The organism is Pseudarthrobacter sp. SORGH_AS 212 (assembly GCF_030818145.1).
In the GTDB taxonomy this organism is placed as follows: Bacteria; Actinomycetota; Actinomycetes; order Actinomycetales; family Micrococcaceae; genus Arthrobacter.
On sequence record NZ_JAUTAA010000001.1, the window covers coordinates 1,756,554 to 1,769,731 of the forward strand.

11 protein-coding genes and 1 pseudogene are annotated in these 13,178 nt (G+C 66.8%); 4 read left to right on the plus strand and 8 right to left on the minus strand.

The genetic code is table 11. The annotated features are described in order from the left end of the window. The first annotated feature begins 248 nt into the window (after positions 1-248). The gene (gene disA / locus QE394_RS08050) at positions 249-1,325 is read left to right on the plus strand and encodes a DNA integrity scanning diadenylate cyclase DisA (RefSeq protein WP_056082879.1); all 1,077 of its coding nucleotides are present in this window, start codon (positions 249-251) and stop codon (positions 1,323-1,325) included. Positions 1,326-1,385: 60 nt separating this feature from the next. Here disA and QE394_RS08055 read toward each other — a convergent pair whose 3' ends face one another. After that, a complete protein-coding gene (locus tag QE394_RS08055; protein WP_056082882.1) occupies positions 1,386-2,075 on the minus strand; it encodes a hypothetical protein in 690 nt (229 codons plus the stop codon). Positions 2,076-2,379: 304 nt separating this feature from the next. Between QE394_RS08055 and QE394_RS08060 the strand changes: the two are divergent. From QE394_RS08060 to QE394_RS08070, 3 genes and pseudogenes are all read left to right on the plus strand, one after another. Further along, a pseudogene (locus QE394_RS08060) lies at positions 2,380-3,199 on the plus strand (A/G-specific adenine glycosylase). A 49-nt stretch (positions 3,200-3,248) separates the two neighbouring features. Beyond that, positions 3,249-3,680 (plus strand): DUF3592 domain-containing protein, encoded by a 432-nt coding sequence (locus QE394_RS08065; RefSeq protein WP_056082890.1) that lies wholly within the window; start codon positions 3,249-3,251, stop codon positions 3,678-3,680. A 105-nt stretch (positions 3,681-3,785) separates the two neighbouring features. After that, on the plus strand, positions 3,786-4,277 hold the full coding sequence (locus tag QE394_RS08070) for a hypothetical protein (protein WP_349034238.1): 492 nt from the start codon (positions 3,786-3,788) through the stop codon (positions 4,275-4,277). Between the two features lie 53 nt (positions 4,278-4,330). Here the strand turns inward: QE394_RS08070 and QE394_RS08075 are convergent, their stop codons facing one another. The 7 genes from QE394_RS08075 to QE394_RS08105 form a co-directional block, all read right to left on the minus strand. Then, positions 4,331-4,498, minus strand: a complete 168-nt coding sequence (locus tag QE394_RS08075; protein ID WP_200937872.1) for a hypothetical protein — start codon at positions 4,496-4,498, stop codon at positions 4,331-4,333. Between the two features lie 88 nt (positions 4,499-4,586). Beyond that, positions 4,587-5,279 (minus strand): dihydroxyacetone kinase phosphoryl donor subunit DhaM, encoded by a 693-nt coding sequence (gene dhaM / locus QE394_RS08080; RefSeq protein ID WP_056082896.1) that lies wholly within the window; start codon positions 5,277-5,279, stop codon positions 4,587-4,589. Then, the gene (gene dhaL, locus QE394_RS08085; RefSeq protein ID WP_349034239.1) at positions 5,276-5,908 is read right to left on the minus strand and encodes a dihydroxyacetone kinase subunit DhaL; all 633 of its coding nucleotides are present in this window, start codon (positions 5,906-5,908) and stop codon (positions 5,276-5,278) included. Before dhaL ends, dhaM begins: the two co-directional genes overlap by 4 nt. A 2-nt stretch (positions 5,909-5,910) precedes the next feature. Next, the gene (gene dhaK / locus QE394_RS08090) at positions 5,911-6,912 is read right to left on the minus strand and encodes a dihydroxyacetone kinase subunit DhaK (RefSeq protein WP_349034240.1); all 1,002 of its coding nucleotides are present in this window, start codon (positions 6,910-6,912) and stop codon (positions 5,911-5,913) included. 275 nt (positions 6,913-7,187) lie between these two features. Beyond that, a complete protein-coding gene (locus QE394_RS08095) occupies positions 7,188-7,697 on the minus strand; it encodes an amino-acid N-acetyltransferase (RefSeq protein ID WP_056082905.1) in 510 nt (169 codons plus the stop codon). 160 nt (positions 7,698-7,857) lie between these two features. Further along, complete coding sequence (locus tag QE394_RS08100) at positions 7,858-9,999, minus strand: prolyl oligopeptidase family serine peptidase (RefSeq protein WP_349034241.1); 2,142 nt, start codon at positions 9,997-9,999, stop codon at positions 7,858-7,860. A gap of 362 nt (positions 10,000-10,361) precedes the next feature. After that, positions 10,362-12,854, minus strand: coding sequence for an ATP-dependent Clp protease ATP-binding subunit (locus QE394_RS08105; protein WP_056082910.1), 2,493 nt, complete (start codon positions 12,852-12,854; stop codon positions 10,362-10,364). Positions 12,855-13,178 lie beyond the last annotated feature (324 nt).

The following is a 13,178-nucleotide window of genomic DNA, read 5'->3' on the forward strand; positions in this document are numbered from 1 at the left end:
GCAGCCGGGCTCCATCAACCTCCGCCCCGCGGCCAAAGTGCATGCTGCGCACGCTGCGGCGGAGGGCCGGCCCGGGCATTTCCGGCACACCCCCAACGGTGCACTTTGGGGCTTGACCATGCGGAATTTGGGGGTGGTTGCCCCTATCATTGTGCTTGCGGGAAAATGAGTACTTTTGGTCCGGCCGGTGAAACAGGGATGCCGGCGTTCTTGCGGGGAGTTTGCCCGCACCTTTGAAGGGAAATCTTATGGCGCGGAGCCCCGAAGAATCACTCAGGGCGACTCTGGGCAGGGTGGCCCCGGGCACTCCCCTCCGCGACGGCCTCGAACGCATCCTCCGGGGCCGCACCGGTGCACTGATCGTGCTGGGCTCGGACCGCACCGTTGATTCGATCTGCTCCGGCGGCTTTGACATCGGCATTGAGTTTTCGCCGACGCGCCTGCGTGAACTGGCCAAGATGGACGGTGCCATCATCTGCGACAGGGACGCCGGCAACATCCTGCGTGCTGCAGTCCAGCTGGTCCCCGATTCCAGTATCGAAACCCAGGAATCCGGAACCCGCCACCGCACCGCCGAGCGCGTCGCCATCCAGACGGGCGTTCCCGTGGTGTCCGTCAGCCAGTCCATGCAGATTATCGCCCTGTACGTCAACGGCCTGCGGCACGTGCTGGAGGGCTCGGAAAAGGTCCTGGCGCGCGCCAACCAGGCCCTGGCCACGCTGGAACGCTACCGTGCCCGGCTGGACCAGGTCACCAGCTCCCTGTCCGCCCTGGAGATCGAGGCGATGGTCACCGTCCGGGACGTGGCCGTGACACTGCAGCGGCAGGAGATGGTCCGCCGTATCTCGGAGGAAATCTCGCAGTACGTGCTCGAACTGGGTGAAGACGGCCGGCTCCTCTCGCTCCAGCTCGATGAACTGACCGTGGGCCGTGGGCCGGGCAGCGACGTCATCATCCGCGATTACGCCGGCCCGGACGCCTCGCCCGAGGACATCGAGAAGGCCGTCAGCGCCCTTCTGAACCTGGGCCCCACCGAACTGATCGACCTTGGCAAGATTTCCGGGATCATCGGCTTCGCCGGCGGCGTGGATACGCTCGACGCCGTTGTCCAGCCCCGCGGCTACCGCCTGCTCTCCGGGCTGAAGGCCGTCCCCAAGGCCGTAGCGGACCGGCTGGTGGACCACTTCGGCGGGCTGCAGTTCCTGATGGCCGCCACCATAGATGACCTGATGACCGTTGACGGCATCGGCGACCAGCGTGCACGGACTGTCCGTGAAGGCCTCAGCCGGATGGCCGAAGCCAGCCTGCTGGACCGCTTCCTCTAATCCACGCGCCCCACCGGCACGGCCCCGCAGGACTGCCGTAAGCGTAGGTCAGCAGGTGGCTCAGTTCAGCTGGAATACCGCTTTCGGGCTCGCTTTGGAGCCGAGTTTCGCAGTGAAGATGTAGTACGCCCCGCCGGTTCCGGGCCTGGCAGCCACCGCCTGGCATCCCTCCACGGTCCGGTTCCGCTGCCACGTGAAGTTGGCGGTTTCGCTGGCACCAGGCGCCAGGGTCTTTTCCAGGTCTTCACTGGCAGCCTGGCAGTCCTTGGACGAAAAGACCCGGTCAGCGCCGCTGGTCACGAGAAACTCCATTTGCGAGGTCCCCAGGTTCACCTCGCATGCCACGGTGCCGCCGTTGGTCACCTTCAGCGTGAGCCGCGGGTTTTCCCCGTCGCCATAGGCCGCTTTGTCCGTAGAGGCCGAGATGGTCACGAGGTTTTGGTTGCAGCCGGGGGTGGCGGACGGCGAGGGCGTCGCCGAAGCGGAGGGACCGGCCGACGGCGGGGCCGAAGCTTCGGGGGAAGCGGCCGGCGCTGCGGTGGTTGGCATCGTGGACGAAGCCTGCTGGGAAGCTCCCCCGAGCACCCCGGAGATGGCAAAACCGGTGATCACCAAAGCAATGACCATCAGCAGCGCGCCACCAACAAACAGCCTGCGGCGCCGGTATACGGCAGCGCTGGGCTTCGGCGCACCGCCGGAGCCTGATGCCGTTGCCTTGCCACGTGCTGGTGAATTGCCTTGCCTGACCATCCTCCTAGGCTAGGGAAAGTCCCCGGTTCTGCGGCACCACCACGCCGCCGGCAGCCCATCGCTCTGGTCACAACGCGGGCCGGGCCCGGTTTTCCGGCGCGGGAAGGGCATCCATTACAGTGTTGGCATCGATACTCAATCCCCTCCCTTAGCCGCTCCGGCCGGAACGCCGCCAACCCCCGGCAAGCCCAACCACGTGGAGTACCTGCACCGCAGAATCACCGGCTGGTTTGCCGAAACCGCCCGCGACCTGCCGTGGCGGGACCCAGACTGCGGCGCCTGGGGCGTGCTGGTCAGCGAGATCATGCTGCAGCAGACCCCGGTGGTGCGGGTGCTCCCCGTCTGGGAGGAATGGCTGGAACGCTGGCCCACCCCCGCAGGCCTGGCCGCCGAACCAGCCGGCGAGGCAGTCCGGAACTGGGGCAGGCTGGGATATCCGCGGCGGGCCCTCCGGCTGCATGCCGCGGCAACGGCCATCGTTGTAAACCACAACGGCAGGGTGCCGGACACGTATACAGAGCTGCTGGCACTGCCCGGCGTGGGCAGCTACACGGCAGCAGCTGTGGCCGCCTTCGCGTACGGCCGGAGGGAAACCGTCGTCGACACCAATATCCGCCGGGTACACGCCCGGCTGGTGGCCGGCGCCGCGCTTCCCGCGCCTGCCCTGACCGCTGCGGAGATGCGCCTTGCCGCCTCGCTGTTGCCGGACGACGCCGCCCCCTCCGTGCGCTGGAACGCTGCGGTCATGGAGCTGGGAGCGCTGGTCTGCACCGCGCGTGCGCCCAAATGCGCCGACTGCCCCGTAAAGAATTCCTGTGCGTGGCGCGCTGCCGGTGAGCCGCCGCCGTCGTACGTCCCCCAAGGGCCAGGCCTGGCACGGCACCGACCGGCAGGTCCGCGGAGCCGTGATGGCCGTCCTGCGGCTGGCTGATGCCCCGGTGCCCGCGGAGATGTTCCTGCAGCCGCCGGCGGACCTGGGCTTTGCCCCGGAGGGGATCGGTGTCCCGCTCGCGGCGCTGCACCGGCTCAATTCCGCGCCGGAGCAACTGGAGCGTGCCATGTCCGGGCTGCTCGCGGACGGCCTGGCGGAGATCCACGACGGCGGCTACCGGCTTCCCGCGTAAGTGCCGCCGCCGGGGTGGCATACTTTTGGTGACTGGAACCGGGGGAACCTTGAGAATCATTCTTTACATCGTCTGGGCGCTGTTCGTTGTGGCCGCTGCCTTCGCCATGGTCCATGCCATCCGCAAGACCAGGCGCCAGGAGCAGCTGATGGCCAGCTGGCCAAAGGTGCAGGCCACCGTCACCGGCAGTGTGGCCGGCTGGACAAGCGGCGGCGGAGGCTCCAGCCGCAGCCGCCGCTTCTTTCCCACCTACCAGTTCACGGACCCGCGCGGCACCCTGTTCATGGGCAAGTCCGAAATCTCCACGGCGGCAGCGCCGGCCGCCGGGTCCCTGATCGAGGTTGCCTACAATCCGGCCGACCCCAACGAATCACTTCAGGTTTCCTCCGCGCCCCGGACCACCCTGGGCTGCCTGGTGCCTTTCTTTGCCGTGTTCGCCGTCGCCCTGTTCTGGTTCATCAGCGTCTTCCCGCTGGGCTGACCACAGGTTTCCTTTCGGCCGTCAGAACGTCCCCGGCCATAACAATGCCGGCGTCACTTCCCCGGCAGAGGTGCCTTGCGCGCCCGGCGGTCCTACGCTGAAAACATGCGTACACGGGGGCTGCTCTTGGCGCTGCTGACGACGGCGGCACTCACCACAGGCTGCGGGCCCGGGGCGATTGCCTGCCCGGCCATCGCGCAGGCCACTGCTGTGTCCGTGACCATCGCGGCCGATTACGCGCCCCTGGTCGGCACGCTCCACGTGAAGGCGTGCCAGGACGGCACCTGCAAGGAGGGGCCCGTTGAACTGGCCCCCGGCAGTGCCAGCATTGACAAGGGCTGCACGCCGGACGGCGTCTGCTCCGCAACGGCCTCGCCGGACGGGACCAAGGTGGGGATGCTGATGCTGGATACGCTCACCGAATCGGCCATGACCGTCACAGCCTCCGGGGCCGGCGCGGACGGCTCAGCCCTGCCGGTCCGCACCCTCGAGTTCCGGCCCCGGGCGGACTATCCGTTTGGCGAACAGTGCGGCAGGTTCATCTCCGCGTCCGTGACCCTGGATGCGGCCGGCCTCAGCGAAGCACGGGGCTCATAGTGCCGGCTGGCAACAGTGCAGGCCGGAAACAGTGCGGTCAATAAGAGCGCAGGCTAGAACAGAACGGGCTGGCTGAACTGCCCGTCTGCCGGCTGGCCAAGGTCGCCCACATACTGGGGACGCCATTCGAACCCGAGGTCCGCCAGAAGCTCTTCCACCGTGGTCTGCCCGTCCAGCACTTCGATTGCCGGGGAGTTGTCTTCGGGGTGGAGCTGTTCCATGGCATCGAGCTTATTGGCAGGATCAGGCGCGGAGCTGCGGACACACCGGGCTGCGCCGATTGTGGCCAGCTGCACGCCGGTTGCCGGCTCAGGGCTCGCCGAACCCAGCCTGGACCAGGCCGCCAACGTAGTTCACGGCCCGTTCCGCATCAGCGCCCCAGGCCTCCACGTGCAGCACCGATCCCTTACCGGCGGCCAGCGTCATCAGCGCCGTCATGGATGCCCCGTCCGCCCCGTTCACCGTGACGTCCGCCGCCAGCGCGGACAGGCCACCGGCGATCTTGGCGGCGGGCCGGGCATGCATGCCCGCCTGGTTGATGATCTCAAAGTCACCCGTGAAATCCGGGCCCTGCCCCGTGACCGATCCTTCCTCCACCACCTGCCGCCCGGCGTCGCCGCCGTGCGCGGGTCCCCGTACCGCCTCGGCGGCGCGCTTGACGGCTTCAACGTCGGCGCCGCCCTGGGCAGCGACGGACGCCGCCACCAGCCCTTCCACCAAGGGGGCATCGGCCAGCAGGAACTTCTCCGGATCATCGACGAACTCCAGCGCGGACTCCGCGGTCATCACCGCGGAACCCAAATCTGCGAGGATCACCGCGCCATCACCGCCGGCGGCCTTGTCCAGGGCGGCCATGACCTTCTCCAGGCTGGTGCCGATCCTGCCGTCCCCGGTGCCGCCGGCTGCCAGGATCACCACGTTGGGCGCCATCTGGGCGGCAAGTTCCACGGCGCCGTCGGCAATCTTTTCGCTATGGGACACCACCACAATGCTGACCGTCACGCGGCAGCCCCCACGGCGGCCCGCAGGATCAGCGCACTGGATGCCGCCCCGGGGTCGCGGTGCCCGGCGCTGCGTTCGCCGAGGTAGCTCGCCCGGCCTTTCCGCGCCACGAGCGGGTCGGTGGCCACCGCCCCGGCCTCGGCAGCCTCTGCGGCGGCCACCAGGACCGCCAGGACATCGGCACTGCCGCCGTCGGCAGCGGCCCGGGCAGCGTCAACTGCCGGGGTCCAGGCATCCACCATGGTCTTGTCCCCGGGTTCGGCCTTGCCGCGGGCCACTATGCCGTCGCGGGCGGCAGCCAGCGCCTCTGCCCAGGCCCCGGAATCGATCTCGGCAGAGTCGCCGAGGGAGGTGGCCGCTCGGAGGAAGGCCGTGCCGTAGAGAGGGCCGGCGGCGCCGCCCACTTTGGACATCAGCGTCATGGCCGTGAGCTTCAAGGCTGCTCCGGGCGTCTCCGGCGTCCCCTCGCCCAGCTTGGCCACCACCGCCTGGAACCCGCGGTCCATGTTCTCGCCATGATCGGAATCCCCAATGGCCCGGTCCAGCTCGATCAGCTCCACGCGGTGTTCAGCCATGGCCTCGGCGCACAGGTTCAGCCACTTCACCGCCCATGCGGCATCCAGCACCATGGTCAGGCGCCCCAGCGGAGGGCGGCGGTGTGGACGGGCGCATCCCACAGTTCGGTCAGCTCGTCGTCGAGCCGGAGCACGGAAATGGAGCAGCCCTGCATCTCGAGTGCAGTGATGTAGTTGCCCACCAGGGACCGCTCAACGGTGGCGCCCTTGTCCTTGAGGACCTGGACGGCGCGGCGGTACACAATGTAGAGCTCACTCTGCGGCGTCCCGCCCATCCCGTTGACGAACAGGAGCACCTTGTCCCCGGAGCCAATGTCCAGGTCCGCCAGGACGGGCTCCAGCAACCGGTCCGTGATGCCGTCCGCGTTTTCGAGCGGAATGCGGTGCCGGCCGGGCTCGCCGTGGATCCCGATGCCGATTTCGATTTCATCCTCCGCGAGGTCAAAGCTCGGCTGGCCCGCATGCGGCACGGTGCAGGCGGACAGTGCCACGCCCATGGTCCGGACGTTGGCGTTCACCCGTTCACCGATGGAGGCCACGCCGTCGAGGTCGTCACCGCGCTCCGCGGCTGCACCGGCGATCTTCTCCACCAGCACGGTGCCGCCCACACCCCGCCGGCCCGCCGTGTACAGGGAGTCCTCCACGGCGACGTCGTCGTTGACCAGGACGGTGCGGACGCTGACGCCCTCGGCTTCTGCAAGTTCGGCCGCGGTCTCGAAATTAAGGACGTCGCCGGTGTAGTTCTTGACGATATGGACCACGCCGGCGCCTGAGTTGACGGCGAGGGTGGCCGGAAGGATCTGGTCCGGCGTAGGCGAGGTGAACACCGCCCCCGGCACGGCGGCGTCGAGCATTCCCTTGCCCACGTAACCGGCGTGCAGCGGTTCGTGCCCGCTGCCCCCGCCCGAAACCAGGCCTACCTTGCCGCTCACTGGCGCGTCCTTGCGCGTGATGTACATGGGATCTTCGGTGACGGTGACGAGGTCAGCGTGGGCAAGGCCGAAGCCCTGCACCGATTCCGCTACGACGGACTTGGGATCGTTGATGAGTTTCTTCATGGCGGTGCTCCTGGCTGTGCTTGTGCTTGCTGCGCACATGGAGATTGACAATCCCGACCCTACTACCGGCCGCATGGGCCGCGGTAGGGTCCCATCCGCCGCAGACGCAGAAAAGGGACAGCCCCCAATGACTGTCCCTTTTCGTGGGCCCCCAAACCCGGCCGCCAACAGTTTATCCATCAATTCGAGTAAAAGGAAGTGCCGGTCAGGATGAAGTGAAATGTTTTTCGCTTCGTGCGGGCTGCTCTTTGGGCGGGAGGGAACCGGCGGCCCTGCTAGAGGAAGCGGATCATCCGGGTATTGCCCAGGGTGTTCGGCTTCACGCGGGCCAGGTCAAGGAACTCCGCCACGCCTTCGTCATGGGAGCGCAGCAGCTCCGAGTAGACCACCGGATCCACGGCAGACTGGTCAGCCATGACCTCGAACCCGTGGCGCTTGAAGAAGTCCACCTCGAACGTAAGGCAGAAAACCCGTGCCACCCCAAGCGCGCGGGCCTCCTCCAGCAGCCGTTCCACCAGGACGTGGCCCACACCTTTACCGCGCCAGTCCCCTGACGCTGCGAGCGTGCGGACTTCGGCCAGGTCCTCCCACATGACGTGGAGCGCCCCGCAGCCGATCACCTCGCCGTCGTCGGACTCGGCGATCTTGAATTCCTGGAGGCTTTCGTAATACGCCACCGTCTCCTTCGCCATCAGGATGCGCTCCTCGGCCAGCGGCGCCACCAGTTTCTTGATGGCGGAAACGTCACTGGTGCGGGCAGGGCGGATGTGGAAGGAGTCAGTCACAGGGTCAATCCTACGAGGCGAAGGGCTCTCGGCTCGGTGGCTGCGGCATTTACCGCGTGCTCGCTCGTTCCTCGCTTAGACGCACGCTACGTAAATGCCCCAGCCCCCGTCGCATTGTATTCATCTCCTCGGGCGATGCCCTGTGCCTGTAATGCTGAAGCTAGAGCCCGAGTTCTTCCGGCAGGTCCAGATCCTGGCCCAGGACGTTCTTCGCGAGGAACCACTGCACTACCCGGTGCCAGACCTTGGCGTGCTGCGGCTGCAGGATCCAGTGGTTCTCATCCGGGAAGTACAGGAACCGGTGGGCGGTCTGGCCGTCCTGGTCCGCCGCGAGCTTTGACTTGGAGAGCAGCTCATACCAGAGCCGCAGCCCCTCCCCGATGGGGACCCGGTAGTCCTTGTCCCCGTGGATCACCAGCATGGGCGAACTGATCTTCTCGACGTGCAGGTGCGGCGAGTTCTCCAGCGCCATTTCCTCGGTCATTTCCTTCAGCCAGTACTGCGAGGCATCCGTGGTGGGACCAAACTGGTCCAGCGCCCACAGGCTCGCGTGGGTGACCACCGCCTTGAACCGGTCCGTGTTTCCTGCAACCCAGTTGGCCATGTAACCGCCGAACGATCCGCCCATGGCGGCAGTCCGCGTCTCGTCAATGTCCGGCCTGTCCACTGCGGCGTCCGTGACAGCCATCAGGTCCGTGAAAGGCGCCTTGCCCCACGCGCCCCAGCCACGCTGGATATACGCCTGGCCGTAGCCGGTAGACAATGCCGGGTCCGGCAGCAGCACCGCGTATCCCTTGGCAGTCAGGAGCCAGGGGTTCCACCGCCATGTCCAGGCGTTCCACGAACCCAGGGGTCCGCCATGGATCCACAGCAGCAGCGGCGCCGGATCGTCCGCCGACGCACCCTCAGGCAATGCCAGGTAGGCGGGGACCCGCGACCCATCCGGCGCAGTGGCGGCGATCCGCTCCAACCTGCCCGGGTAGGACGGCCGTTCGGCCGGCGCCGGCAGCCGCGTGGTCTCCCCCGTCGCAAGGTCGATCCGCACGGCTTCGGCGGGAAATTCGTAGGAGCTCCGCAGGGCATAGGCGTACCGGCCTTCGGGAGAAACAACGACGTCGGAGTAGGCCGCGGCGTCCTGGGTCACCCGGGCGACGCCCACTTCCGCCGCAGCAGCCGGGACGCTGATCCGGAAAACCGGCGACGCGCCGTCGTCGTCCGCCGTGGCCAGGACCGCGGAACCGTCCGGCAGCCAGGCGGCAGGCTTGGGCCAGCGGTCCCAATCGTGGGCGAGCGGCTGCAGGCCTGGCCCGTCCGCAGCGGATTCGGCGGCATTTTCCGCACTGCCCGAAACGTCGAGCAGGTGCAGCTTGATTTCAGGGGCCCGCTGCGGGGTGGAATCGCTCTCGCTGACCACCACCAGGGTCCGGCCGTCCGGGCTGACCGGTCCCGGGAAGTAGCTCATGCCTTCGCTGTCGAGCAGCACCTTCAGGCTGCCGGAGGCGGCATCCACCGCCACCAGAACCGAGCGGCTGTCCGCCTTGGCCAACGGCTTGGTGTAACTGGTGTAGACCGTCCTGCCGTCGGGGCTGACCACCGCGTCAGCCTCCCGGAGGCGCGGCCCGGCCTCCGGCGTCAGGTTGCGGAGTGCCAGCGGCGCCGTGGCGTCCACGGTTCCGGGCTTGCCCCCGGCCTGGTTCTCCCCCGGTTCCACAGCGAAGATCCGTGGCTGGCCGGGCCCCAAGTCGGCATCCCAGTAACGCACCGGGTACTCGCTGTGCAGGATGGCTGACACTTTCTTGTCCTTGCGGGACTTGCGGCGCTCAGCGTCGTCCTCCTCATCGGCGGAGCCGGCCAGCACCTCGGCGGCCACGAAGGTTGCGTCCGCGTTCTGCGCCGTCATCACCCGGCTGACGCCGCCCGGCCTGCTGAGCACCACACGCGCCTCGCCGCCATCGGCCGGAAGGAGCCACAGTGCGTTGACGGGTTCTTCCTCGGGGCTCTCCGGATCGGGGCGTGCAGACGTGAAATAGACGTCCCCGTTGGCTGCGAAGGCTGCTCCCGCCTCACCCTTCGCGCTGCGGGTGATGCGCCGGGCATGCTTCTGGCCTGTCGGGTCCAGTTCCCACAGCGCTGTGGCAAAATCGGTGCCCTTGCCGTTGAGGGTGCTGACCGTGGTGACCAGACGGGTTCCGTCGGGGCTCAGGGCCAGGCCGCCAACGCGCGGGATGGACAGGAAGTGGTCAAGGTCGTGGAAGGGGGTCAGTGGTTGCTCGTCCGGGATCGCCGGATTCTGATTAGCCATGCTTCCGATTCAACACGGTTTGTGCCGCCCGTCACAAGCCTGCTGAAGCCGACACGCTGATGCGTTGGATCCGTAAGGGCCGGAGCGCGCCGCCACCGGCGCCATTCGCCGCTTGCTGCTCCTTCGTCGCTTTGACGCAAGCTACACAAATGACCCCGGCGCCTGCGCTTCGCTCAACGCCCACCAATGCACGAGGTGGCGGGCATCAGGGATTTATATAGGCGCCGTCAAAGCGAGGAACGAGCAGGCGCCGGGAAATCTGATGGCCGCCACCGGACTCAGCCACTGGAAGGAAGGAAAAGCGAAAGCCCCGCCGCTCCTTCGCGGAGTGGTGGGGCTTTCGCTGGTGTACTTCTGACCGGTTAGACGCTCGGGGCGATTTCCGGGATGCGTGGCTTGGCGTTGCCGGCGAAGGTGAACTTCGCGTCGTCGCCTTCGCCTTCGACGTCCACTACGACGATGTCGCCGGGGTGGATCTCGCCGAACAGGATCTTCTCGGACAGCTGGTCCTCGATCTCGCGCTGGATGGTGCGGCGCAGCGGCCGGGCACCCATGGCGGGATCGTAGCCGCGGGTGGCCAGGAGCACCTTGGCGGCGGGCGTGAGCTCGATGCCCATGTCCTTGTCCTTGAGGCGCTTCTCCAGCCGGTTGACGAACAGGTCCACGATCTCGATGATCTCGTCCTGCGTCAGCTGCGGGAACACCACGACGTCGTCAACACGGTTCAGGAACTCGGGGCGGAAGTGCTGCTTGAGTTCCTCCGTGACGCGGGCACGCATGCGGTTGTAGCCGGTCTGCGTGTCGGTGCCGGACTGGAAGCCGGTGGCGACGCTCTTGGAGATGTCCCGCGTACCGAGGTTGGTGGTCATGATGATCACGGTGTTCTTGAAGTCCACCACGCGGCCCTGGGAGTCGGTCAGGCGGCCGTCTTCCAGGATCTGCAGCAGCGAGTTGAAGAGGTCCGCGTGGGCCTTTTCCACTTCGTCGAACAGCACCACGGAGAACGGACGGCGGCGGACCTTCTCGGTCAGCTGGCCACCCTCTTCGTAGCCCACGTAGCCCGGAGGGGCACCGAAGAGCCGCGAAACGGTGTGCTTCTCGGAGTACTCGGACATGTCCAGGGTGATGAGGGCATCCTCTTCACCGAACAGGAACTCAGCGAGTGCCTTGGCGAGCTCGGTCTTGCCGACGCCGGTGGGGCCGGCAAAGATGAACGAGCCACCGGGACGCTTGGGGTCCTTGAGTCCTGCACGGGTGCGGCGGATGGCCTGGGACAGTGCCTTGATGGCCTCGTCCTGGCCCACCACGCGCTTGTGCAGTTCGTCTTCCATCTTGAGCAGGCGCGAGGACTCTTCCTCGGTCAGCTTGAAGACGGGGATGCCGGTGGAGTTCGCCAGCACCTCGGCGATGAGATCCTCATCCACCTCGGAGATGTCGTCCATGCCGCCGGACTTCCAGTGGCGCTCCTTCTCCGACCGCTCGGAGATCATCTTCTGCTCCTTGTCGCGGAGCGCTGCAGCGCCTTCGAAGTCCTGGGCGTCGATGGCGGATTCCTTCTCCATCTTCAGCTTGGCGATGCGCTCGTCCATGGCCTTGAGCTCCGGCGGAGCGGTCATGCGGCGGATGCGCAGTCGGGCACCGGCCTCGTCGATCAGGTCGATGGCCTTGTCCGGCAGGAAGCGGTCCGAAATGTAGCGCTCGGCGAGGCTGGCCGCGGAGGCCAGTGCGCCGTCGGTGATGGTGACGCGGTGGTGTGCCTCGTAGCGGTCACGCAGGCCCTTGAGGATCTCGATGGCGTGTGCCACGGAGGGTTCCTTGACCTGGATCGGCTGGAAGCGGCGCTCCAGGGCGGCGTCCTTCTCGATGTGCTTGCGGTACTCGTCCAGCGTGGTGGCACCGATGGTCTGCAGCTCGCCGCGGGCCAGCATGGGCTTCAGGATCGAGGCCGCATCGATGGCGCCTTCGGCAGCACCGGCGCCCACCAGGGTGTGGATCTCATCGATGAACAGGATGATGTCGCCACGGGTGCGGATCTCCTTGAGGACCTTCTTCAGTCGCTCTTCGAAATCACCGCGGTAGCGGGAGCCTGCCACCAGCGAACCGAGGTCCAGGGTGTAAAGTTGCTTGTCCTTGATGGTCTCCGGGACGTCGCCGCGGACGATCGCCTGGGCCAGGCCCTCGACGACGGCCGTCTTACCGACGCCGGGTTCACCAATGAGGACAGGGTTGTTCTTGGTGCGGCGGGAGAGGACCTGCATGACGCGTTCCATCTCCTGCTCGCGCCCGATGACGGGGTCCAGCTTGTTCTCGCGGGCAGCCTGTGTGAGGTTGCGGCCGAACTGGTCCAGGACCACCGAACCTGCAGGGGCGCCTTCGGGCTGGCCGCCGCCGACGCCTGCGCCGGTGGTTTCCTTGCCTTGGTAGCCGGAGAGGAGCTGGATGACTTGCTGGCGGACCCGGTTGAGGTCGGCGCCCAGCTTCACCAGGACCTGGGCGGCTACGCCCTCGCCCTCGCGGATCAGGCCGAGCAGGATGTGCTCGGTGCCGATGTAGTTGTGGCCCAACTGGAGGGCCTCGCGCAGCGAGAGCTCCAGTACCTTCTTGGCGCGGGGGGTGAAGGGGATGTGACCGGAGGGAGCCTGCTGGCCCTGGCCGATGATCTCCTGCACCTGCTCGCGAACGCCGTCGAGCGAAATGCTCAAAGACTCAAGAGCTTTGGCGGCAACGCCTTCACCTTCATGGATTAGACCCAGAAGGATGTGTTCGGTACCGATGTAATTGTGGTTCAGCATGCGTGCCTCTTCTTGGGCAAGCACAACTACGCGACGGGCACGGTCCGTAAATCGCTCAAACATTTCGCCACACTCCTAGCTACGACGTACTTTGATGCTACGTGGCTGGCCCAATCTTGTGGAGCGTGTTCGCCACAGGGGAAACCCACACCCTTTTCAGGGGTTGACCCAAGGTTGGATGCGGAGCATTGGCGGGTGGCCTGGTCCCGGACGTTCCGGGCTCTGCATTACCTCTTCGGAGGCAACCCGAATAACGGCACGGCCACGCGCCGGATGAATGAAACGATCAGCACCGGCCGAACATAAAGCCAGTAAAAACCTGCGTCTGCCCCGGTTCCCCAGTTTGCCCCGAGTTTCGGTGTTTGCCCCGGCCGCGAAACTCAGTTC